Source organism: Cellulosimicrobium sp. BMG9.22 (assembly GCF_059159975.1).
Genome location: NZ_JBZGBY010000044.1, coordinates 1 through 22,580, shown reverse-complemented (window position 1 = coordinate 22,580; position 22,580 = coordinate 1). Strand labels below are relative to the sequence as shown.

The following is a 22,580-nucleotide window of genomic DNA, read 5'->3' as shown; positions in this document are numbered from 1 at the left end:
AACCTCGAGGACTGAACGCCTGGGTGAGCCCAGCCACGGGGGTTGCGGGCGGTTTCGGTGCCACCGACTAGCTTCGTGTCAGCGACAACACATCGGAGACAGGGGGAACGATGGGTTCGGAGATCGTCCAGCGCGCGGCGGGAGGCGGCGTCGACACGCCGCGCGGCGGTTCGCCGAGACAGACGGAACGCGGCGTCGCGAGCACGCGGGACCAGGAGTTCGGCGGTTCGATCCTCACCTGGGCTGACCTGCCGCGAGACGCACAGCAGTACCGCAGCCAGAGTCCGGCGATCGCGGAGCACGTCGTGCGTCTCGACGGGAGCGCGGCACTGGTCGACGGCGTGCGCCATCAACGCATGATCGCTTGGCAGGCGCTGGACGATCGTCTTGTCGTGGTGGTCACAGGTCGGCCGCTGGGCAAGCAGGCAGACGGCCGATTCCGCCCCGAGGGTCCCTGGCGTCTCCTCGGGGTCGAGACGGTCGGGCCGTACTCGACGCGTCGACGTGAAGGTGTGGTTGCCGCAGGCCGCCCTCCGGCGGGATCCGATGACGTGGCACCGGCCCCGCTCGTGCCGCGCGACCAGGGAAGCGGTCACCACGCGGTGTCCTTCCTCCCGCCCGAGGTCCGTCAGGGACTGCGGGACGCCGTGCCCCAACCCGAGACGTGGCTGGGCGAGATCGTGCAGCACTCACGAGACGGCTATCCCGTGCGCCAGACGATCGTGACGATGCGTCGTGCCGGGGACCGCGCGGTGGTCGTGCGAGCGGAACGAGGGGTACCTCCCACGCAGTTCTTCTCCCACCCCGACGAGACGGCGGCGGCGCTCGCCGTCCGGCCGTGGAGCGTCACCCAGCTCACATACGAGCCGGCGGCCCAGGTCGAACAACCGGAGAAGGTCGTGTCGTCCGAGTCGTCACGACCTGCGCTCGAGGGTTCCGGGAGGCGCCGACTGTTCGGGAGGCGCCCGTGAGCTCGCACTACTCCATCCTCGGGGTCGCGGCCGACGCCGACCCTGACACGATCACCCGCGCGTATCGTCGGCGCGCGCGCCTCACGCACCCGGACCGGGGAGGACGCGCTGAGGACTTCCACGCGGTCCGGCTCGCGTACGAGTGCCTGCGCGACCCGGACGCGCGACGCAGGTACGACGCATCGCGGGCACAGCCAGACTCTGCACCGACCGACGCCGACGCACCGGCAACTCCGGAAGCCGAGGAGGTTCTGAAGCCGTCGTGGGGCGAGGAGGTCCGGTCGCCTGTTCCTACGGATCGCCCGTCGACCCCGGGCGCCCGGTTGCGAGCCGAAGCACGTCGACGCCCGCCGTCCAGCGTCCTCGTCGACGACGACCCCCGTGCCTGGAAGCCGCCGCGACTGCCCCGGCAGCGCGGCGCCGTGCGTGTCCCCCGGTGGCTCGCCGTGTTCGGCGCAGTGCAGTGGGTGCTGCTGGGATCGCTGTTCGGCCTCGGCTTCTTCGGCCCGCTGTTCGGGATCACGAGCAACGGGATCCTCACGTTCACCGTGCTGCTACTCGGCGTCGTTCTGGCACGCCGTATCTGGGGCGCACGGTCGGGGGCATGGTCGATCGTGGCGGAGGTGCTCGTCCTGCTGCTGGTCGTCCCGCAGGCGGCCGCCACGGAGGTCATCGGCGCCCCGGCGCCAGTTCCGGTCCTGCTCGTGCTGGTCGTCGCGTGGAGCGTCGTCGTCACGGAGCTCCTGCGGCGGGCACGTCGGCGGAGCGCGCACATCCCTCTGACGGCCCGCGTGAGGAAGCAGGAGCACCGCCGGCTCCGTGAGCTCGCCGTGACCTGGAACACGTTACGGATCGGCGCGCTCGAACCGGGCCATCGTCTGAGGTGGGTGGAGCATGCCGTCCCGGTCTACGGGCGTACGCAGGTGACGGTGTCCGACACCCGGACCTATGCCACGAGCACCGAATGGATCAGCGGTACCTGGCCTGCACACGTGTGGGTCCTGATACGCCCGAACGGCTCCGTCGCGTCCTCCTGCCACGACGACGCCCGGGCGGCCTGGGAACAGCTCGACGCGGTCCGGCGCGCGAACGTGTGATCGTGCGCCAGTCCGGTACTGTCGCTGTCCCCCGATCTGGAGGAATCGTGCCGAAGCGCAACCGCACGCGTGAGGAGCGTCGACGCGTATCGGTGGGCGGGGCCGCACCCGAGGCGACACAGCCCCGCACGCCACCGACCGTCGTCGAGCACATCGGGGACGTGGCGGGCGCCGAGGCGCTGGCCACATGGCTGCAGCACGCCGGACGCACGTGGCCGGTCGTCGTGATCTCGACGCCCGCCGGGGCGGACGGCCCGTACGTCGACGCCGGCCGCGTCCTCGACGAGGTGACCGACCTGGCGGAGGTCGTCGTCGTGCCGACGGGCGAGGCGTCCTGGGCGTTCTCGCACGAGATGCCCGACCGCACGCAGGTGTACGGCGGTGCGTCACGCGTCTACGGGGTCGAGCGCGACTGGGTCGCCGACCCGACGCGGTCGAGGCTGCACTTCGCGTGGTCCGCGCACGATGGCGAGCGGGTCGGTAAGAAGCTTGTGCACGACGCGCTCGCCGCCGCGCTGCGTGCCGGACTCGTCACGACGCGGCGGGTACCGGGCGCGACGACGGCGCGCGGAACGGTCACGGGCGTGCTCGGCTCGCGGGCGCTCGTGCAGCTCGACGACGGCCGTACCGCGACCGTCGCGGAGGAGCTCACGGTCCCCGGGCTGCCGCTGGCGTCGGTGCTCACCGCCGGGCAGCGGGTCGAGGGTTCCTACGACCCGGACTCGCGTCGGCTCGACCTCCGCGACTCCCTGCCCGACGTCGACCGGTCCCGCGCGCTCGTCACGTCGGGCTACCACCCCGGGGAGGTCGTGCTCGTCCGGGTCGAGGCGGTCGACACGAACGCGGTGGTCGTCCAGCTCCTCCCAGCGCTGCACCACCGCGTCCCGCGCGAGCGAGTCACGGGCAACGAGCTCGACTCCCTCGCAGACTTGTTCAGCGTCGGCGAGGTCGTGCTCGCGCGCACGGTCCCGACGCCCGCAGGGATCGGCGTGCGGCTCGACGACGTCGACGACACCGTCGAGTCACCCGTCCCGGCGCTCGCCCTGCTGCCCAGCGGCCCGCCGTGGCTCGCTCCCGTGCCCGTGCCCGCGCCCGACGTCACCCCCTCGGTCCCGACGGCCGACGCGCAGCCCGCCGCGCCCGTGGCTCAGATGGCGGACGCCGACGCGCAACTAGGCTTGACGTCGCCCGTCACGCCGGAGTCCGTGGAGCCGGGGCCGACTCCCCGTCCAGACCTCGAGCCGGTACCCGCTCCGCGGCCCGCGCAGGACCGCTCCGTCCCGACGCCAGCGATGCTCGCCGCACGCGCGGGGGGCGAGCGGACGTCGTTGCCCGCCCCGCCCGCCACGAAGCCGACGCCGGTCGCGGAGGAGGCCGTGCTGTCGGGCAGGAAGGGGACGGCGCTCGCGAGCACCCAGCTCGCCCTCGACACGGAGCGGGCTCGCGCCGACGCCGCGGACCGTACCGCGCTCGAGGCGCGCGCACGCGCCCGTGCGCTCGAGGTCGAGGTCGACCAGCTCCGGGCCTACGTCCAGGAGCTGCGCGCACAGCTGGACCGGCGCGACCAGCAGATCGCCACGCAGAAGACGCGGTACCGCACCGCGGACAAGCAGCGTCAGATCGCGACGCGCAAGGGCGAGGCCCCTCGTGACGACGGGCGATCGTGGTTCACCGACCCGGGCGAGCAGCTCCGGTACGAGGTGCACGACACGTGGGTCCGACTGGTTCCCGCCGGCGAGAAGGCCGCATACCCGCTGGCCGCGTACACGGTCGGGCCGCGCTTCCTCGCCTCGCTGGACCTCGAGGGCCTGTCGCGGCGCAGGGTGCTCGAGAGGGTGGTGCACGTGCTCACCGGTCGCGCCGCCGAGATCCCCGGGCTGCAGCTGCACGCCCTGCGCACGAGCGCCGGCGGCGGCTCCCCGCAGGCGACGCGCGACGACGGCGCCGCTTGCTACCGCGTGTCGTTGCAGGTCAACGCGCCGTCGGCGCGTCGCCTGCACTACTGGAAGCTGCCCGACGGTTCGATCGAGCTCTCACGCGTCGTCCTGCACGACGACATGGAGCCCTGACCGACCGCCTCGCCAGTTTTCTAGCTTCCTAGGATTTTCTACTGTTACAGTGGAAAATATGTCTGGATCAGAAAAGCGTGCGCTCGCCGCAGTCGAGGGCGTCTTCGAAGAAGCGGTCCGGCGCTGGTCGATCACCCGACGTGAGCCTGTTGACGGCGTCCCGACGATCGATCTCGAGTTCGGCGGGTCTCGCGTCACCTTCTCCGTCCTGTGGGCGGGCGAGGGATTCCCGGCCGACGTCGACGCGACTCTCCGGTCCGCCCGCATGGAGACGGTCGAGAGCTCGTCATCGCTCCCGCTCGTCGTCGCGAGCCGGATCTCGCCAGGATCGGCGCGCGTGCTGGAGGAGCAGGGCATCAGCTGGGTGGACGAGACCGGTCGAGCGTCCGTCCACGCCGACCCTGGATTGCTCATCGTGGTCGACCGCGAGACGACGAAGCCTCGGAAGCAGTCCACCGTCGAGAGCTTTCGCTGGGCGCGGGGAACTGCCGCCGTCGGAGAGGTGCTGCTCACGCGTGCACAGCGCACCTCTCGCGAAGAACGCGGACCGTTGCCGAACGTGACGGATCTGGCGACCAACGCCGGTGTCTCGACCGCCTTGGCATCTCGTGCACTCCGAAGTTTCGACGCCGCCGGATGGACGACGAAGACCGGCGCCTCACGAGGGCCCGGGTCCGCACGAGCGTTGACTGACCCTACGGCGATGCTCAGCTCCTGGGCGTCGTGGCACACCACCCAGGACGCCCCGAGGATCTCCGCTCACGCCGTCGTCGATGATCCCGACCGGTTCGTCTCCGACCGGATCGCGCGACCCTGGCCCAGGGCAGGGTGGGCACTGACCGGCTGGCTCGCGCTGCAGCACGTCGCCCCCTTCGTCACCAGCGTCCCGTTGATCAGCGTTTACCTCTCGCCGACGGTGTTCGACGACGGCAGAGCACTCGAGACCACCCTGGCGGCCTCAGGCCTGCGGCGGGTGGAACGAGGAGCCCGCATCGAGATCCTCCGCGCGGCCGGGCCCGTGCTGACCGACGCGGAGCCCGACACGGTGATTGCCGATGGCGGCGGCCCGGCCGACGTCGACACCCGGCGTGTTGGAATGATCCGTCTCTACGGCGACCTTCTCCGAATGGGTGCCCGCGGCCCGGACGCCGCCGAGCATCTCCGCGAGACCGTGATCGGGTTCTGATGGAGCGCAGCCTGACGACTCGGCGCTTCGCCGAAAGGGCGTTGGTGCGTCTCGCGTCTCACCTCGGCGAGCACGTCAGCTCCCTCACGGTGATCGGAGGCCTCAACCCGGACCACCTCACGCGTGAGACTGCGGCCCCCCACCAGGGGACGACGGACGTCGACGTGCTCGTCGAGGTCGGCTTCGTCTACGAGCGCGACGAGCTGGACCTCTCGTGGCTCGAGGCGAGCCTCCTTGCCGCCGGGTTCACGACTCGCGGCGACGAGACCTGGCGTTGGTGGACCGACGTCGACGGAGTGGCGGTCAAGCTCGAACTCCTCTGCGACACCCCGGACAGCCCTTCCCAGCAGATCGTCCTTCCAGGATGCTCGGCAGCGACCGCGATGAACGTCCGGGGGCCACGACCAGCGCTGTACGACACGGTGTTGCGCCCGATCGCGAGCGACGACGAGCCGTCGGCAGTGGTACAGCACGTGCAGTTCGCCGGTCTCGGCGGCTACCTCCTGGCCAAGGCCGCAGCCGTGATCCAGCGATCGCTGCCGAAGGACTATTACGACCTGGCATTCGTCATGCTCTTCAACGTCGACGGAGGACCGGAAGGTGCAGGGATCGCCGCCCGTCGGGCACTTCCCGACGTCGCGCTCGACGACTACGCCCGGACCTTCCTGTCCGCGCTCGACCGGTTCGCCGACGCGGACCAGGACGGCCCCGTCCTCTTCGCCGAGCAGCGCGCGCTCGACGGTGAGGGCACCGAGACGGACGTGCTGCGCCAGGATGCGGTGTCCGCAGCCGCCGAGGCGCGCCGTGCCTTCACCGAAGGGTGAGCACGGCGTCCTCGTCGGAGCGCTCCGGTCGCCGGCTCAGCCGAGCGTGACCAGGATGCCGCCGGAGAACATCGAGTCGTGGAGCTCGATCGTGGCGGGCACGGCGTCGGCGGGGACGTCGAACACGACGGTCCCGTCCACGCTGTTCCCCGGGTTGATGTCGGTGAGGAACGAGTTCGCGTCGCCCAGGTAGATCGCGGCGCTGGTGTCGGCGGAGTGCTCGCGGCCGGCGGCGTCGGTGAGCTTCTGGCTGCTGCCGTCGAACTTCTGCGCCTCGCTGCCGATGTTCGTCACCGTCATGTGGACGAGCACGTACTGCCCCTGCGACTGCTGGTTGAGGTACTCGTCCCCGACCGTCGCGACGCCGGTCTCGACGGACGTCACGGTGAACTCGAACTTGCCGTCGCGCACCGCGGTCCCGACGCCCGGCGCCGCGGGCTCCTCGGGCGCCGGCTCTGCCGCGGGTTCCTCGGGCGCTGCGTCCGGCGCGGGCTCCGTCGCGCCGTCGGGAGCGGTCTCGGTGGAGCCGTCCGTGACGGCGGTCGGCGCGGCGGGCTCGTCGTCTCCCCCGCCACCGAGGTTCGCGCCGACGATGATCAGCAGCACGACGATCCCGAGGCCCGTGAGCACCTTGTGCCGCGCGAACCAGCTCTTGCGAGGCGGCGTCGGGCCGACGGGCGGCTGGACGTACGGCAGCTGACCGTACGGCTGGGAGTACGGCTGCTGCGCGTTCGGCTGCGGCGCAGGCTGGCCGTGGACCGGAGCCGGCCCCTGCGGTGCGGGGTGCTGGGCCGGGTGCAGGGCGGGCTGCTGGGGGTCGTGGCCCCCGGTGGGTGCGGACATCGCGGTCTCCTCGTTCGTCGGTGGTCGTGGCGTTCGAGGACGATCGTGGCCGTGCGGAGGGGGTCGGCGGATCGGCCGGACGGGTCGTCCTCGCGACCGACCGGGGGACCCACGGACGGCGCTCCGGAGCCGGTCGGGGGAGGCCGCGCGTCGGCGGCCGTGCGTATGCTCGCCGCATGCACCCCCCTCCGCAGCAGCCGGGTGGCCCCGCGGTGCCGCCCGGCGCCGCGGTGCCGCCCGTGTTCCCCGTGCCGCTCTCGCCGGTGCCACCTCCGGGCCTGGTCTCCTACGGCGTCCACGCAGGCCAGGGCCAGCCCGTGCCGTACGACGCCGCGTGGCGCCCGACGCCGTCCCCTCGCCCGAGCGGGGCACGCCGGTTCTGGTCGGTGGCCGGGACCGTAGGTGCCGTCACGGCGACGTTCACGATGGGGATCATCAGCTCGACGTATGCCGCTATGCGGCACGGCGACGACATCACCGGGGGCCAGCTCGCCGTCTACTTCCTCTGCCTGATCGTTCTCTCCGGCGTGTGCGCAGCCGTCGTGTGGCGTGCCCGGTACCCGGTGGTCGTGTGCCTCGCGACCGCCGCGGCCGGGGTCCTCATGCCCGTCGGGGCGCTCGCTGCCCTGCTCGCGCTGCCTTTCGTCCTCGCGCGGGAGGACCGACGCCGCGTGCTCGCCGGGTCGGTCGCGGCGACGGTGCTCGCCGTCGTCGCGTCGCTGTGGCGCGATGTCGCGCGCGAGGGACAGTCAGTGATCTTCTCGTCCACGCCCGTGGCAGGTGGCGAGACGTCGTACCTCGCGCCCGTCGGCTACGTCATCATCGGCGCGTTCGCGGTCGCGGCGTCGGTAGGTGCCGGGCTCGTGCGTCGCTACGCCGGCCGCGCGCACGTCGCGCAGGAGGTCGCCGCCGTCGAGACGCAGCGCGCGGAGGTGCTGCGCACGCACGCGGAAGACCTGCGCACCGAGCTGTCGCGGCAGGACGAGCGCGAGCTCATCGCGCGCGAGATGCACGACACCGTCGCCCACAACCTGTCCGTCATGTCGCTGCAGGCGTCGGCGCTCGAGGTGACGACCGACGACCCCGAGACCGCCGATGCCGCGCGCACCATGCGCTCGTCGGCCCATCGCGCGCTCGACGAGATGCGCGCGCTCATCACGTCCCTGCGCGAGGGGTCCGAGCAGTACACCGGATCTGCGCCCGCGCTGGGAGACCTGGCCGCGCTGCTCGACGACGCCCGGTCCTCGGGCGTCGACCTCGCCGCCACGGTCTTCGTCACGGACGCGGACGCCGCCCCGCCCGCGCTCACGCGCGCCGTGTACCGGGTGGTGCAGGAGGCGTTGACGAACGTCATGAAGCACGCGCCCGGCGCGCGTGCCGACGTCGACGTGCGCGCGCGTCCCGGCGACGGCGTGGACCTCATCGTGCGCAACGCGCTCACCGCCGACGCGTCCGGCGTCCCCGGGTCGGGCAACGGGATCGTCGGGATGCGCGAGCGGTGCGAGGCGCTCGACGGCACGTTCTCCGCAGGCGTCGAGGACGGGCGGTTCGTCGTCCGCGCGCACCTGCCGTGGGGACGCCCGACCCCGTAGCCACGCCCCGCCGTCGTGCACGGCTCCCGGACTCGCGACCGCGCGTTCCCTACAGCGCGAGGACCGGCGGCACCCGCTGCCCTGTCGGCTCGTCCCACACCTGACGGTCACGCAGCACCGGGTCGACCAGCACGAGCAGGTCCCCGTCCGTCAAGCCGTCTCTCGCGAGGTGCGGGGCGTGGTCCGGCGACCCCACGACGGCGTACCGCAGGGCCTGCGTGTGGCCCTGGGGCGCTACAGGGTCCGTCGACGCCCAGACCTCGGACGACAACTCGACCGGGCCGTCGTCGAGGACGACGTCCTCGGCCTCGTCGACCGTCGGCGAGAGGCCCAACACCTCGGCGAACCGCGCCTCTCGCTCCTGCGCGGCCGACTCGAGCGGAGGAACGACGAAGATGGCCAGGCCGAGGAGGAGCCCGGCGCACCCCAAGACACGCAACCATCTCTCGAGGACGTAGCCGGGCCCCCCGTTCTCCCGGATACGAGCCTTCAACAGGGGATGCAGCATCGGCATCGAGTCGGGAATGAGCAGCTGCCAGGTGCCGAAGACGATCAGGACGATTCCCGCGATGGAGGCCATGCTCGGAAGGTAGTGTCCGCGGAGGTGCCCCCGGCGGTTGTCCACAGGCCCACCACGGACCGTCTCCGGTTGGTGCCCGGGACGACCAGGTGCTCGGAGGTCTGCCAGTTGCCCCACGTGGTGTGCGGGAGGACGACGGTCTCCGCGTCCTGGCCGTTCACGGCCAGCGTGCCCGTGGTCGGGACGCGCGTCGTCCCGTCCTGGGAGCCGTTCGCGAACCGGATGCCAGCAGAGCGGGACCGGCCTCGTCGGCGTGCACCTCGACCGTCACGGACGAGTCGGTGAGGTCGAGGCCGCCGACCTTCGCCCCGCCCGACGCGCCGCCGTCGGGCACGACGCGCGCGTGCCCGAGGCGCTCTGGCGGTGGTCCGCGGAGCGGCGGCCGCGCGTCGTGAAGGTCATGAGGATGTCGGCGCGGAGGGCCGGGAGTCGCGGTCGACGCCACACGTCACGACGGCGGTGCGCGACGCCGGCGCCCGGCTCGCCGGGCCGTGGAGCGCCGCGCTCGGGTCGTGGGCGCTGCGCGGAGTGCTCGGCTGGCGGCCTCCCGAGGCATGACGGGTCTTCTGGCGGGTGACGTGGGCGGACGCCGCTAGGGTCGAGGCGTGATCAGGGTGCTGGTCGTCGACGACGACCCGATGGTGCGACGGCTGCTGCAGGCGATCCTGCGGCCGGACGACATCGAGGTGGTCGCCGAGGCGTCCGACGGCGACGAGGTGGTGACGGCGGTCCAGGCGCACCACCCGGACGTGGTGCTCATGGACCTGCGGATGCCGCGGGTCGACGGGGTGGCCGCGACCCGTTCTGTGCGGGCGCTCGCGGATCCTCCTGGGGTCATCGCCATGACGTCGTTCGACACGGAGTCGGTCATCCTCGACGCCGTGCACGCCGGAGCGTCGGGCTTCCTCGCCAAGGATGCGTCCCCGGACGAGATCGTGTCCGCCGTCCGGGCAGTCGCTGCCGGAGAGGGCGCGCTCTCACCCCGCGCTGCGCGGACCGTGATGACCCAGGTCAGCACTGCACCGGGTGAGGCAGTGCGCCGCGGGGCGGCAGAGAAGCTCGCCACGCTCACCGCGCGCGAGCTCGACGTCGCCCGACTCGTTGCAGAGGGTCTGTCCAACCCGGAGATCGCGCAGCGATTGTTCCTCGGCGAGGCAACTGTGAAGACTCATCTCGCCGCCGCGATGGCGAAGTTCGGTGTCACCAACCGCGTCCAGCTCGCGGTGGTCGTGACACAGTCGGGAGGTGGGAGATGACGCTCCAACGGGTGACGACCCGTGCACGCGAGGCGCCGTGCGGAATCACTCCTCTCCGTTGGGGTTATCACTGATAACTTCGGTGGCATGGCTGACATCCGAGCGGAGCGTGAGCGGGCAGGCTTGACGCAGGCGCGCCTGGCCGAGCTTGCCGGCATCGCGGCGTCCAACCTGTCGGCATACGAGTCCGGCAAGCGGCAAGCGTCTCCCGCCATGATCGACCGGATTCGTCGCGCGATGACCCGTCCCTCGGATCGACTTCATGCGCACCGGGACGAGGTTCGCCAGATCATCCGCCGCAACGGTGGGAGGAACCCGCGGGTCTTCGGGTCCGTGGCGCGCGGCGACGACACGCCGGCGAGCGACATCGACATCGTCGTCGACGTACGCCCCGAGGATGCGTGGCGCTTCGTCTCGACCGCGCGCGAGCTGTCAGAACTTCTCGGCGTTCACGTCGACGTGGTCACCGAACGTGGACTCCGCGCCAAGCATCGCGACATTCTCGACCAGTCTGTCCCGCGGTGAACGTTCGCACGCAGCGCTGGCTCCGCGACCTGGCGGAGCATGCCCACACCGTCGAGCGCCTGGTCGCGCGCGGCAAGGACGCCTACGACGCCGACGAGATGCTGCGCTATGCCGCCGAGGACCTCTTGATCCGCCTCGGCGAGTGCGTCACCAGGATCGACCGCGACGAGCCAGAGTTCGTCGACGCCCACCCCGACCTCGAGCTCCGGCGGCTCAAGGACGCGCGCAACGTCATCGCCCACGGCTACGACATCGTGGACGCCGAGCTGCTCTGGGCGATCCTCTCGACGAACGTTCCGCAGGTCGCTCGGCGTGTCGCCCACAGGATCGAAGAAGACACGGACGCCCTGGGCTGAGTCACCAACCTGTCCGCTGTACGTCGCTGCCGACGAGGAGGTCCGCAGCCAGCTGCTCGGCAACCGCCTCCTCCTCGACGGCGCTGCCCAGCTCTGCCATCGCCTCGGCGAGCAGCGGGTCCCACGGCGCATCGGCCACCTGTCCTGCCAGCGGACGGGACAGGTCGCCGTCATGCACGGCCGCGCGGTAGTCGGCCGCGGTGAACCGCCAGGGCTCCCACGGCACCCTGGCCGCGAGCGCCCTCGCGATCCGCAGCCCCGGCCAGTCGAAGTCGCCGTGGTAGCGCACGCGAGCACCACGCGAGGTCAGGATCTGCAGCAGCTCGACGACGGCAGTGCTCGGCTGTCCCCACGTGCACACGAGGACGGGATCGTGGTGCAGAGGTCGCTCGGTCGCGGAAGTCGCGCCCCAGCGCGCCGCGACCACCTCCACGACGGTGGGGTTCTCGCACACGTGCACGACGGCGTCGGGCGCCATGATCCCGACCCCTCCGGAGCGCACCTGGTCGAGGGTCAGCACGAGGGGCACGCGCGCCTGCCGCATCGCCTCGAGGGCGGCCGCGGTGGCGGCGGGCGGCGCGGGGCGCGCTCCAGGAGCCGCGGCGAAGCCCGCAGCGCCGGGCACTCCCAGGGACAGTACCGTCGAGGCGACGTTCGACAGCACGACGCCGGCCCTCGCCCAGACCTCGCGGCCCGAGCCCCGCTCACCGTCGGACCCGCCGGACGCCACGCGGTCCCCGCCGAAGGCCGCACCGACGACGGCGGCGGCGAGCCGACCGAGGGGCCGGTCCGCGTCGAGGCCGTGCGCGTCGCCGATAACCCTGCGGGCGAGGACGGCCAGCGGTTCGTCGGCGGTCGGCAGCTCACCGAGCACGGCGGCCGTCGTCCGGACCAGTTCGGCCGCGACGTCGAGCTCAGGGTCCGGTGCGCTCTCCGGTTTCGCCCGGGAGCGCCGTGCGACCTCCGCGCGGGCTGCCCGCTTGAGATTCCCCGCGGCGCACCACGCGTCCCACCACGAGGCGAGCCGGGCGTCGTGCGCGACGGCGGGCGCGAGCTCGGCCTGCGCCGTGGTCCAGGCCGCGGCCAGGGCGTCCCGCTCCGCTCGCCGGTCGGGGACCGGGCCTGTCAGCGTGACGACGGCGTCGGCGAGCCCCGCGGGCCAGGGCCCGCGCCTCAGGATCTCCTCGACGTCGCCGAGGTCGACGCTCAGGCCGGTGCTCGCGCGTCGGGGTCGTCCGACAAGTCGCGCCGCGGCGTCTCGCTGTTCCGGGGTGGGACGGGCGAGTCGGACGACGCCAGTCAGGCTCGGGACATCGGGCGACGTCTCGATCCGCCGGCGGACCCGCTCCGCGATCCACGCCGTGTGCGGACCGCCGAGGAGGTCGGCGATCGCGCCGGCGTCCCCCCTCACGAGAACAGCGCCGCCTCGTCGTCCACGACCGTCACGGGTCCGGCGGTAGCGCTCCCGGCCGGCTCGGGTTCCTGGGTCCGGCGGCTGCCGTCCCAGCGCCATCGTGTCACGCCGACGGCGTCGAGGCCCTCGACGCGAGAGAGCTGAGCGATCGCCAGGCCGGGCACCTGCGGGTAGCAGCCCCACTCGCGCTCGCTGGTCATGACGACGTCCAGGTCGAACGTCGCGAGGAGGCCGAGCGACTTGGCACGAGAGTCGTCGTCGACGCCTGCGAACGCCTCGTCCAGCAGGATCAGGCGGGGCGCGTGCGGGCCGGCGGAGTTGTAGTGCGACGACGCCGCGGCGAACAGCGGCACCGACATCGCGAGCACCCGCTCCCCGCCCGAGGCGGGCCCGGTGGCGGGGCGCCACTGCCCGTTCTGTCGGCGCTCCACGACGAAGGTGTGCCACTGCCGGTAGTCGAGCGCGCGCTCGAGGTGCTCCTGCCAGCTCGCGGTCGGGTCGGCCTCACGCACCTCGGCGATGCGCGCCTGCAGGAACTCACCGATCGCCGCGCGGTCCTGGACGGTCCAGGTCGCGTCGGACCGGCTCATGAGGTCCCGAGCGGCCCCGAGACCTGCGGGCCCGTCCGAGCGTTCCCTCCACAGGACCCTGAGCTGCATGCCGGTGGACGTCTTGCGGTCGGCCAGCTCGCGATTCATCCGGTCGATCTGGCTCTGCGCCGCGGCGAGGAGCTCGTGGAGGCTCCCCGCGACCTCGTTGACCAGACTGTTCTCGAGGATCTCCCGCTCACGAGCGGTGAGGAGGCGCTCCCGCTCGGCAAGGTCGGCCTCCAGCCGTGCGGCGAGCCGGTCGACGTCCACCTCGTCCGAGCGGTAGCGCACCCGGGCCACCAGGACCTCGCCGCGCTGCTCGACGTACGCGGTGTGCCCGTGCCGGCTCATCTGCGCAGCGAGCTCGGTCGACGCCGTCGACACGTGCTGCTGGGCCCGGTTCCACGCGTCGTCACCCTCGTCGACGCCGTCGAGCGCCTGCTCCGCGGCGCGCGCGAGCGCGAGCGCGGCCGTGACGTTCCACGCGTCGTGATCCTCGACGTCGGGCACCGTCAGCTCGGGCAGCGCGACCCTGAGCAGGCCCGTCCCGGTGAACGCACGCAGGTGATCGATGGCGACGCCCCGGGCCGTCGCGCCCTCCGCTCGACGAGTGGCCAGGTCGCGGTTCTTCTCCTCGAGCGTCCCCTGCCGCGCCGCGGCTTTGAGCTGCGCCTTCGCGATCCGCTTGAGCTCGTCCGTCAGCGACGACCGCTCGCGGCCGATCTCCTCGAGGCGGGCCTGGAGCTCGGCGACGGTCGCGCCGACGGTGGCCAGCAGCGCGTCCGCCTGCGCCCGGAGCGTGGTCGCCTCGGTACGTGCGGTCCGTAGCGCGGCGTCACGCTCCGCGGCCACGGCACCGGCCTCGGCAGCTCGCCCGGCCGCCTGCTCGTGCTCACGCAGCGCTCCGGCGGCGACGCCCACCGCGGCACGCACCTCGGTGAGAGCCTGCGCGTACCTGCCCACCGCGTCGATCGCGGACTCCAGCTCACCCGCGGTGGCCCCGAGGCCGAGCTGCTCTGCCGTCTCGTCCCGGTCCTGTGCCGCTCGGGAGGCCTCGCCGAGCGCCCGCTCCCACTCGTTGCGCGCGTCAGCCGACTGCCCGCGGGCACGCTCGAGCTCGCGCGCCGCGCCGGCCGCCCGCTCGTGCGCGACCACCAGGTCCCGCTCGGCCGACGTGGGGTACGCGCCCCGTTCCTGCTCGATCAGCGCCGACAGCCGCGCGACCTCCTCCAGCGCGGAACGCGTTGTCGCCAGGAGTCCCTCGTGCTCCTCGGCACGAGCGCTCAGCTCGGCGATCTTCATCCGCCGGTGCGCCTCCCGTGCGCCCGCCCCGACGTACTCCGCCGCCTGCTTGGCCCAGGCACCGCGCGCCGGGCCGGCGCCCCATCGGCCCGCGCGGTCGACCCACAGGGCCGCCCCGGAGTCCTCGCCCAGGCCGATGCGTCGCAACACCGCGGTCACGGCGTCCGCGGGCACCGCCGCGTCCGGACCAGGTGCCGCGGCGAGGACGTCTGCCAGCGTCGCCCGTCCTTCGATGCCCGTCGCTCCCAGGACGACATCGCCCACGACGTCGACCCGCCCGTCGGGGAACAGCCACGCGTCGAGCAGCCCGGCGGACTGCAGCGCGGCCTCGATCCCTGCCCGCTCGGGTTCCGGGACGTCGTCGGTGAAGTCGGCGACGCGCCACAGCGGGGCGCCCTCGGTGTGTACCCGCGCGCCCGGATCGCGCCCTGGCGCGGGCTCCGGCACCGGGTCGACGCCGGACTCCAGCTTGCCGATCTCCGCCCGGACCGCGTGCAGCTCCGTGGTCAGCCGCGACACCTCGTGCTCGCCGCGGGCCCGGCGCCGCTCCACGTCGGCGCGCACCTGCGCCGCAGCGGACTCGACGGCCGCGCGCACCGGCGCGTCCCCCTGCAGGGTCCGCGCCCAGTCCTCGGCCGTGGTGACCAGCTCGTCGGGACCGCCCTGGGGAGCGAAGGACGTCAGGCCGGTCAGGTAGGCGTGCACATCGTCGCGGTAGCGGCCGACGGCGTCGTCGACTCCCGCCGCAGCGCGGGCGTCGTCCTCCGCACGGCTCGCCTCGGTCGCCTCTGCGGTGTCGAGCGCGGAGCGTCTCCTCGCGGCCTCGGCGTCCGCGACGCGAGCGGCGTCGGCCAGGCCCTGGACGTGGCGCACCTGCTCCCGGCGTCGGTCGACGGCGCGGCGGGCCCCGGCCTCGTCGTCGACGATCGCCGCGTGCTCGCCCACGAGTCCCGCGGCCTGGGAGATCCGGGCAGCGTCGGCCCGTAGCTGCGCGACCGCCCGGTCCGCGTCGTCGCGCCGTCGTGCCGCCTCCGCCGCGGTCTCCTCGTCGCGGTCAGCGCGAGTGCGCGCGGTCTCGGCTCCGGTGGCCGCCTCCTGTGCCCGGTGCTCGGCCTCCGTCGCGTTCCGCACAGCCTGGTCCAGGCGTTCCGCGTCGCGCATCTCCGGGCTCTCGCGCAGCGCCCGGTCCTCACCCGTCAGAGCGCTCTGCCGGTCCTCGGCAGCGCTCACCTGCGCGTCGAGACCCTGGATCTCGCCGTGCACGGTCTCGAGCTCGACCTCGACGTCGCGCTGCTCCCGCCCGACGCGCTCGTACTCGCTGTTCGCCTGCCGCACGGCGGTCGTGCCGCGGCGCGCAGCAACGGCGGCGTAGGCGCGGTAGTGCCGCAGGAACGCTTCCGTGGCGCCGAGCGTCGCCCGGGCGCCCTCGATCCCCAGCCGCTCCTCCTCCAGGCTGCGGAACGACTCGGCGACGTCGGACACCACGGCCTGGTCGACCGGCTGCAGTGCCTCCGTGAGCGCCGCCGAGAGCGCCTTCTCGTCCGGACGCTTGGACAGCTGGGGTTGGCGCAGCTGGATCAGCAGGTCGACGAGGGCGCCGTAGCGCTCCTCGCCCAGCCCGAACAGAGCCTCGTCCACCGCGCGCCGGTACGCGTCACGCGTCCCGTACACGTGCCCCGTGCCGTCCGGCTCGATCGCGTCGCGGAGCCGCTCCTGGCTCAGCACGGTCCGCGTGTCGTCGGTCAGCCGCAGCTCGCCGACCCGGCGCGTCGTCGTGAAGTACCAGGACTTGACGATGCCGCGCCCGGACGCGGCCTTGAGCCCGATGCCGAGAGTGCAGTAGTGCTCCGTGCCGTCCGGGTCGACGCGCCCGAACTCGATCCACGAGTACCCGGTGCGTTCCGTGTGCGGGTGCGCGCCGCCGAGGAGCAGGTTCCACTCCATGCGCTTCTTCGGGTCGGCATCCGGCTCCACACGCCGCGGCTGGACCGATCCGTCGAGCAGGAACGGCAGCGTGAGGGCCAGGACCTTGGACTTGCCGGTCCCGTTGTTGCCGCGCAGCAGGAGCCGTCCGTCGTGGAACCAGAACTGCTCGTCGTCGTAGTAGAAGAGGTCCACCAGACCGAGCCGCAGGGGCTGCCACCGGGCGGTGACGGGGCGGGGCGGGGCTCCGGCGGGTGCGCCGCCCTCGGTCGGGCTCATCGCGTCGTCCTCTCGCGGATCGTGGGTGCGGCGACGGCGAAGCGCCGCAGGGCGGGCAGGGGCACGACCGTCGCCCCGCCGCTCTCCCCGACGGTGGTGTCCAGTCGGGCCAGGCCGAGCGCCACGAGGCGATCGACGGCGTCGTGCAGCAGGGCGTCCTCCGCGCCAGGCTCCTGCGTGGTCCGACGCCAGTACGCAGCATGCTCGGTGGCGAGTCGCCGCACGAGACGACGCAGGCTCGCGACGTCGGCAGGGCCGGACGTGGCGAGGTGCTCGGCCAGGAGCAGCGTGACGTGCCCGTCGGTCCCGGACTCGGGCATGCGCACGTCGGTGAGCTGGTCGTCCGGGTCGGTCAGCGCGACGCCCTCCGCTCGCAGCTCCGCGACCAGTCCGGTCGCCTCGGCGAGCCGTGCGGTGAGTCCGACGCGCTGGTGCGTGAGATAGGCGCGCTCGGCGCCGTCGAGCTCGTCGTAATAGACGACCGGGTCCAGCAGGAGCCGGCGCGACACCGCGTGACGCAGCCGCCGGTTCTCCTCCTCCTCGGTGTAGGCGGGCGGCGGAGCGTGCAACGCGGACTCGACGCGATCGATCGTCGCGTGCCCCGCCAGCCGCGCGGCGACGAGACCCGGAGAGTGGGCCGTCGAGAGCATCGTGGACAGCACCCGCCGATCCACGTCGTACAGCGCGTCGCCGCCCGACGACACGTAAGACTCCTCGTCCCCGGCGACGCGCACCAGCACGCCGTAACCGAGCAACAACCGGATCGCCGCGACGAGGTCGGAGCGCTCCTCCCGGCCGGACAACGTGAACTCGACACCCTCGAGCCCCGGCTGTCGCGCCGCCAGCACCACGTCCTCGGCGAGGCGACCGAGCGAGATCTGCGGGTCCGACCGCTCGAGGACCGCCAGCGCCAGGCACAGCAGCACGTAGCGGCGCCGGGTGAAGGGCGGGTCCCCCCTGCGGGCGCGGGCCGGGTGCCGCTCGGCCACCGCGGTCGCCGTCGGGCCGTGCGGCACCGTGGAGGTCATGAGCCGGACGGTCTGGGAATCGACGACGAGCCGCCAGCCCGTCTCCCGATCGAGCCACGCCCGCAAGGCGTCGGCGTGCCGACGGGCGAGCCGGAAGACCTCGCCGTCCGTCTGCGCCCGCAGGACCGGTCGGGTCAGCAACGCGCGCAGCGCGCGCCGTCGCCCGTCGGCGTCGCGCTCCTCCAGCGCCCCCGACAGACGCGGGGCAAGATCGACCCTGCTCACGCCGTGACCTCCGCAAGCTCGATGTGGCGGTACGGCTCGGCGGCTACGGACCCCGCGTCGAGGTCTCCGGCCGTCCTCGCGATGTCGACGAGATGGTCCGGCCCGGTCAGCGTGCCGTCGGGCGTGCGGATCACCGCGAGGCCCGCGCCCGCGACCCGGGTGAGGGTGACGGTGAGCTCGCCGTCCGACGTGTGCACCTGCGCCGTCGTGCCGCGCGGACCCATCGCTGCCAACCCGTCACCGAGCAGACCCAGGAACAACCGGAACGCCTCCGGGTCCAGCTCCCCGAACGCCGAGAGCGGGCGCGGGCCGGCGGTCAGGATGCGTCGCCGTGCGGCCTCGGTCTGCTCCGCCTCCCGACGCGTGCGCTCGGCGAGCATCGCCTTGGCCGCCGAGCGGTCCGCAACCCGGTTCGCCTTGCCGCGCCGCTCGTAGGACCCCGTCCGACGCAGCTGCGGGCTGATCTCCAGCGCGGGCGCGTCAGCCCACGGCGTTGCGTTGCCGAGGTCCGCCACCTCCCAGGCGTCGAGCGTCGACGCCGTCACCGTGAGATGCCGGGCCGGTGCCAGGCCGAAGGCCGATCGCCACAGGCGGTGGCGCGCACCGTCGTCGGGCAGCTCCGCGAACCACCGGGCGAGGGCGAGGAAGTCCTGCGTGCGGTCCGTGCGACCACCCGACTCGTGCAGGGCGCGGACCACGGCGAGCAGCGCCGGGATCGCCGACCGCGCACGACCCCGCAGCAGCCTGGCCTCGCTCTCGCGACCCGGCGAACTGACGAACCAGTCCGACAAGCCCGCCCACTGCCGCACCCACACCTCACGGGCCACGTCGACGGCGGACTCCCGCTCGTCCGGAGTCGCGTCGCGCGCCTCGCGCTCGCCCGCCACCGACGCCAGGAACCGCACACCGTCCGGCGAGATGTCGCCGAGGAGCGCGGTGATGTGCGCCCCGCGCGTGACGAGGTCCTCGATGAACCGCTCCAGGTACGAGACGAGCTGCTCCTTGTACGCGAGGAAGGCCTCGACGTCGGCGTCGTGGAGGTCGATCGCACGCTGGATCGACCCCATGAACGCGACGGCGTTCTCCGCGAGCTCGGCGAACCGCTCCCGCAGGCTGCGCAGCGCCTGGTGGATCGGCGCGCCGTCGACCGGAGCGTCCGGGTCGACCGCGTGCGCGCGGGCCGCGTCGCGCAGGCTCGTCAGCAGCACGACGATGTCTTCGAGCGCGACCGCCTGCAGCGCACCGCGCGTGCCGACCGTGGCGTCGTACTGCGCCAACGCCCGCTCCGCGAGCTCGCCCGGCCGCGACAGCTGATACAGCATGCGACGCCGGTTGAAGTCCTCCAGCGTGGTGACCCGGCTCGTGTCCGGGAAGGCCAGGACGTTTCCCCAGCTCTCCTGTGCGAGCTTCTCCAAGGCCTCGGCGACCGCCGACTCGCCGAGCGGCTCCCCGCCGTCGGACCGCAGCGCGGCCAGCACCTGCTCGGGGCGCACATGCACCGCGAACCGCTCCTTCGCCGCCATCAGCGCGCGCATGACCCGGCGGTACAACGGCGCGTTGGGCGCGCTGAGGTACGCGAACGGGCCGTACACGCCCGGGTCGGCAGCGGGTTCCTCAGTCACGGTGACAGCGTGACACGGGCCGCTGACATCGCGGAAACGCCCTGGGGTTCGACCGGACGACGAGCCGCCGAGGGCGACGACGACACGCTGTACGTCCCGAGTTCGATGCGGCGGGCGTCGTCATCGCTTGGCACGAGCCACGACGTCGACACCTGACCGCTACCGCTACCCCCGCCGCTGGACGACCGACCAACCCCGACCTCAGAAGTCGGTCGATTTCACCCGTCCGACGCCCGACGGAGGGTGGTTTTCGTGGAATTATCCGGCCATGCCTGGTTCGATTCATGCCCACATCGCTGACGGAACGCGGCTCAAGGTCGAGGTCGTCTCGGACCAGGGAGCCGAGCTCGCGCTCGTCGGTGACCTCGCCGACGTCGAACCGACCGTCGAGAGCGGTGGGGTCCTGGCGGACAACCCCGCCCTGGTGAGCAACATGTGGGCCTTCGGCAAGTCGTGGTACGAGGCTCGCACGATGTCCAACGCCGATGCGCTCGGTGCGTCCGACCCCGAGAGCCAGAAGGCAGCGCTCAAGCAGGCCGAGGAGAACAAGAAGGCAGCGCAGAAGCGTGCCGACGGCTACGCGAAGGTCGCGCAGTGGATCGCTGACGTCGCGGACGACGTCTCGCCCTACGAGCCGAAGCACGGCTGGTGCTCCTCGTGCTTCGCCGAGACGGAGCACCGCAAGTCGAACCGACCCGCGGGACAGCTCCCCGTGTACGTGTGCCAGGCTTGCGGGTCGCCGACTCTTCCGTGCGTGGCCCCTGGCTGCGAGAACATGGCCGTTCGGGAGCGCGGCGCGCTCCGCGTCCCGCAGTACTGCGCCGAGCATCGGCACGACATCCCCGGCTTCGAGAAGGCGCAGGGCAGCTTCGGCGAGCTGCACGACTACGAGGACTTCCTCAAGTACGAGAAGCCCGACCTGAGCAAGGCCTCCAAGATCGCCGCGGTCGGAGTCCTCGGCGTCGCCGCGGCCGCCCCGATCGCACTCTTCGCAGCGCCGGCGATCGGCGGAGCCATCGGCTCCCTCGGCGTCTTCGGCGGTCTCTCGGGTGCCGCCGCGTCATCGCACGGACTCGCTCTGCTCGGTGGCGGCACCCTCGCCGCCGGCGGACTCGGCATGGCCGGAGGCACCGCCGTCGTCACCGCCGTCGGTGCCGCGGTCGGCGGGACGCTCGGCGCGTCGGTGTCGAACGCGTACGTCCGGGAGGACAAGTCGTTCCGCATCGAGCTGCTGCGCCCCGGCAAGGGAGGCGTGCCTGTCGTCGTGGCCAACGGCTTCCTCACCGAGGGCGATCAGGAGAAGTGGGGCGGCTGGAAGGCGATCGTCGACGCGCGGTACCCCGACTCACCCGTGTACCGGGTGCGCTGGGGCGCGAAGGAGCTCAAGGACTTCGGAGCGATGGGCATCGGACTCGCGGGGAGGGCCGGCGGCGCCGCCGCGGTGAGGGGAGCCGCAGCGGTGGCCCACAAGGCGGGAGCGAAGCTCTTCGGCAGCACCTTCACGCCGGTGCTCATCGCCTCCGACCTTGCCAAGAACCCCTGGCACGTCGCGAAGAGCCGCGCCGACAAGACCGGCGTCATCGTGGGAGACCTCCTCGCCCGCACCGACGCGGAGTCCTACGTGCTCATCGGGCACAGCCTCGGCGCGCGAGTGATGGCCGTCGCGGCCGAAGCCCTAGGCAGCCGCTCCGGCCCTCCGCGAATCCAGGCCGTGCACCTGCTCGGAGCCGCCATCGGAGCCAAGAGCAACTGGGGTCCGCTGACCGCCGGGGTCGAAGAAGCCGTGTACGGGTACTACTCGACCAACGACGCCGTCCTGAAGTACGTCTACAAGGTCGCGCAGGCCGGGCAGAACGCGGCCGGCCTCACAGGCTTCGCACCGCCGTCGCACAAGCTCGTGAACGTCGACGTCTCCGACCGCGTGAGCACGCACTTCGAGTACCAGGGCAACGTGCAGCTCGTGTGATGACCGGCTGGCCACCCTGCCGGGCGGTGGAGGGCCCCCTCCGCGCGAGCAGCGCTGCCGGGCATGCCCATGGCCTCGGCGATATCACTGATAACCTCGAGTTGTGGCGGATATCCGAGTTGAACGTGAGCACGCGGGCCTGACGCAGGCGCGCCTGGCCGAGCTCACCGGCATCGCGGCGTCCAACCTGTCAGCGTATGAGTCCGGCACGCGTCGTGCGTCGCCTGCCATGATCGAACGAATTCGTCGCGCGATGACACGCCCGTCGGATCGACTACATGCGCACCGGGACGAGGTCCGCCAGGTCATCCGCCGCAACGGTGGGAGGAACCCGCGGGTCTTCGGGTCCGTGGCGCGCGGCGACGACACGCCGGCGAGCGACATCGACATCGTCGTCGAGGTGCGCCCCGAGGACGCATGGCGCTTCGTCTCGACCGCGCGCGAGCTGTCAGAGCTCCTCGGCATTCACGTCGACGTGGTCACCGAGCGCGGACTCCGTGCCAAGCATCGCGACATCCTTGACGAGGCTGTCCCGCTGTGAACGTTCGCACGCTGCGGTGGCTTCGCGACCTGGTAGAGCATGCCCACACCGTCGAGCGCCTGGTCGCGCGAGGCAAGGACGCCTACGACGCCGACGAGATGTTGCGCTACGCCGCCGAGGACCTCCTGATCCGCCTCGGCGAGTGCGTCAACAGGATCGACCGTGACGACCCCGAGTTTGTCGATGCCAACCCCGACCTCGAGCTTCGGCGACTCAAGGACGCGCGCAACGTCATCGCTCATGCATACGACATCGTGGACGCCGAGCTGCTCTGGGCGATCCTGTCGACGAACATCCCGGAGGTCGCGAGGCGTGCGGCCCATCTGACCGAAGAGGCCCCGGAAGGCGCAAGCTGAAGCGAGCTGTCCGCTGCGGAACTGTCAACGACAGT

General features: G+C 72.6%; 18 protein-coding genes and 1 pseudogene. 13 read left to right on the top strand and 6 right to left on the bottom strand.

Annotated elements, in window-relative coordinates:
* The first annotated feature begins 551 nt into the window (after nt 1–551).
* From AC4H2H_RS18735 to AC4H2H_RS18710, 6 genes and pseudogenes are all read left to right on the top strand, one after another.
* Nucleotides 552–971 carry a hypothetical protein gene (locus tag AC4H2H_RS18735; RefSeq protein ID WP_494372341.1) on the top strand — a complete coding sequence of 140 codons (420 nt, stop codon included), beginning with the start codon at nt 552–554 and terminating at the stop codon, nt 969–971.
* Nucleotides 968–1,138: pseudogene (locus tag AC4H2H_RS18730) on the top strand (J domain-containing protein); the annotation flags it as partial. The gene AC4H2H_RS18735 and the pseudogene AC4H2H_RS18730, both read left to right, overlap by 4 nt.
* A 255-nt stretch (nt 1,139–1,393) precedes the next feature.
* Complete coding sequence (locus tag AC4H2H_RS18725; RefSeq protein WP_494372342.1) at nt 1,394–2,068, top strand: hypothetical protein; 675 nt, start codon at nt 1,394–1,396, stop codon at nt 2,066–2,068.
* A gap of 47 nt (nt 2,069–2,115) precedes the next feature.
* A complete protein-coding gene (locus AC4H2H_RS18720; RefSeq protein WP_494372340.1) occupies nt 2,116–4,137 on the top strand; it encodes a hypothetical protein in 2,022 nt (673 codons plus the stop codon).
* A 265-nt stretch (nt 4,138–4,402) separates the two neighbouring features.
* On the top strand, nt 4,403–5,323 hold the full coding sequence (locus AC4H2H_RS18715; RefSeq protein WP_494372339.1) for a hypothetical protein: 921 nt from the start codon (nt 4,403–4,405) through the stop codon (nt 5,321–5,323).
* Between the two features lie 44 nt (nt 5,324–5,367).
* Complete coding sequence (locus AC4H2H_RS18710) at nt 5,368–6,147, top strand: hypothetical protein (protein ID WP_494372338.1); 780 nt, start codon at nt 5,368–5,370, stop codon at nt 6,145–6,147.
* A 36-nt stretch (nt 6,148–6,183) separates the two neighbouring features.
* Here the strand turns inward: AC4H2H_RS18710 and AC4H2H_RS18705 are convergent, their stop codons facing one another.
* The gene (locus AC4H2H_RS18705; protein WP_494372337.1) at nt 6,184–6,990 is read right to left on the bottom strand and encodes a DUF4352 domain-containing protein; all 807 of its coding nucleotides are present in this window, start codon (nt 6,988–6,990) and stop codon (nt 6,184–6,186) included.
* Between the two features lie 176 nt (nt 6,991–7,166).
* On the opposite strand from AC4H2H_RS18705, the gene AC4H2H_RS18700 reads away from it, so the two are divergent.
* The gene (locus AC4H2H_RS18700; RefSeq protein WP_494372336.1) at nt 7,167–8,582 is read left to right on the top strand and encodes a sensor histidine kinase; all 1,416 of its coding nucleotides are present in this window, start codon (nt 7,167–7,169) and stop codon (nt 8,580–8,582) included.
* A gap of 49 nt (nt 8,583–8,631) precedes the next feature.
* Here the strand turns inward: AC4H2H_RS18700 and AC4H2H_RS18695 are convergent, their stop codons facing one another.
* A complete protein-coding gene (locus AC4H2H_RS18695; protein ID WP_494372335.1) occupies nt 8,632–9,162 on the bottom strand; it encodes a hypothetical protein in 531 nt (176 codons plus the stop codon).
* Between the two features lie 605 nt (nt 9,163–9,767).
* On the opposite strand from AC4H2H_RS18695, the gene AC4H2H_RS18690 reads away from it, so the two are divergent.
* From AC4H2H_RS18690 to AC4H2H_RS18680, 3 genes are all read left to right on the top strand, one after another.
* Nucleotides 9,768–10,418, top strand: a complete 651-nt coding sequence (locus tag AC4H2H_RS18690) for a response regulator (protein ID WP_494372334.1) — start codon at nt 9,768–9,770, stop codon at nt 10,416–10,418.
* An 87-nt stretch (nt 10,419–10,505) separates the two neighbouring features.
* Nucleotides 10,506–10,943 (top strand): helix-turn-helix domain-containing protein, encoded by a 438-nt coding sequence (locus AC4H2H_RS18685; protein WP_494372333.1) that lies wholly within the window; start codon nt 10,506–10,508, stop codon nt 10,941–10,943.
* Nucleotides 10,940–11,299 (top strand): HepT-like ribonuclease domain-containing protein, encoded by a 360-nt coding sequence (locus AC4H2H_RS18680; protein ID WP_494372332.1) that lies wholly within the window; start codon nt 10,940–10,942, stop codon nt 11,297–11,299. Before AC4H2H_RS18685 ends, AC4H2H_RS18680 begins: the two co-directional genes overlap by 4 nt.
* Nucleotide 11,300: 1 nt before the next feature.
* On the opposite strand, the gene AC4H2H_RS18675 is transcribed toward AC4H2H_RS18680, so the two are convergent.
* From AC4H2H_RS18675 to AC4H2H_RS18660, 4 genes are read right to left on the bottom strand one after another with little or no spacing between them, the layout of a single operon-like run.
* On the bottom strand, nt 11,301–12,710 hold the full coding sequence (locus tag AC4H2H_RS18675; RefSeq protein WP_494372331.1) for a TIGR02679 family protein: 1,410 nt from the start codon (nt 12,708–12,710) through the stop codon (nt 11,301–11,303).
* The gene (locus AC4H2H_RS18670) at nt 12,707–16,807 is read right to left on the bottom strand and encodes a TIGR02680 family protein (RefSeq protein ID WP_494372330.1); all 4,101 of its coding nucleotides are present in this window, start codon (nt 16,805–16,807) and stop codon (nt 12,707–12,709) included. The genes AC4H2H_RS18675 and AC4H2H_RS18670 overlap by 4 nt, the downstream gene beginning before the upstream one ends.
* Entirely contained in the window at nt 16,804–18,060 is a 1,257-nt protein-coding gene (locus tag AC4H2H_RS18665; protein WP_494372329.1) for a TIGR02678 family protein, read from the bottom strand. Before AC4H2H_RS18665 ends, AC4H2H_RS18670 begins: the two co-directional genes overlap by 4 nt.
* Nucleotides 18,057–19,682 carry a TIGR02677 family protein gene (locus tag AC4H2H_RS18660; RefSeq protein ID WP_494372328.1) on the bottom strand — a complete coding sequence of 542 codons (1,626 nt, stop codon included), beginning with the start codon at nt 19,680–19,682 and terminating at the stop codon, nt 18,057–18,059. Before AC4H2H_RS18660 ends, AC4H2H_RS18665 begins: the two co-directional genes overlap by 4 nt.
* A gap of 268 nt (nt 19,683–19,950) precedes the next feature.
* Between AC4H2H_RS18660 and AC4H2H_RS18655 the strand changes: the two genes are divergently transcribed.
* The 3 genes from AC4H2H_RS18655 (at nt 19,951) to AC4H2H_RS18645 (ending at nt 22,545) form a co-directional block, all read left to right on the top strand.
* The gene (locus AC4H2H_RS18655) at nt 19,951–21,648 is read left to right on the top strand and encodes a DUF726 domain-containing protein (protein WP_494372327.1); all 1,698 of its coding nucleotides are present in this window, start codon (nt 19,951–19,953) and stop codon (nt 21,646–21,648) included.
* Between the two features lie 103 nt (nt 21,649–21,751).
* Nucleotides 21,752–22,189: a nucleotidyltransferase domain-containing protein gene (locus AC4H2H_RS18650; protein WP_494372326.1), complete on the top strand. Its 438-nt coding sequence runs from the start codon at nt 21,752–21,754 to the stop codon at nt 22,187–22,189.
* Nucleotides 22,186–22,545, top strand: a complete 360-nt coding sequence (locus AC4H2H_RS18645; protein WP_494372325.1) for a HepT-like ribonuclease domain-containing protein — start codon at nt 22,186–22,188, stop codon at nt 22,543–22,545. Before AC4H2H_RS18650 ends, AC4H2H_RS18645 begins: the two co-directional genes overlap by 4 nt.
* The last annotated feature ends 35 nt before the right edge of the window (nt 22,546–22,580 follow it).

Bases quoted from the DNA above. Each gene is read 5' to 3' on its own strand.
- AC4H2H_RS18715 (WP_494372339.1), top strand. From the start codon at position 4,403: ATGGAGACGGTCGAGAGCTCGTCATCGCTCCCGCTCGTCGTCGCGAGC.
- AC4H2H_RS18705 (WP_494372337.1), bottom strand. From the start codon at position 6,990: ATGTCCGCACCCACCGGGGGCCACGACCCCCAGCAGCCCGCCCTGCAC.
- AC4H2H_RS18700 (WP_494372336.1), top strand. From the start codon at position 7,167: ATGCACCCCCCTCCGCAGCAGCCGGGTGGCCCCGCGGTGCCGCCCGGC.
- AC4H2H_RS18695 (WP_494372335.1), bottom strand. From the start codon at position 9,162: ATGGCCTCCATCGCGGGAATCGTCCTGATCGTCTTCGGCACCTGGCAG.
- AC4H2H_RS18685 (WP_494372333.1), top strand. From the start codon at position 10,506: ATGGCTGACATCCGAGCGGAGCGTGAGCGGGCAGGCTTGACGCAGGCG.
- AC4H2H_RS18670 (WP_494372330.1), bottom strand. From the start codon at position 16,807: ATGAGCCCGACCGAGGGCGGCGCACCCGCCGGAGCCCCGCCCCGCCCC.
- AC4H2H_RS18655 (WP_494372327.1), top strand. From the start codon at position 19,951: ATGCCTGGTTCGATTCATGCCCACATCGCTGACGGAACGCGGCTCAAG.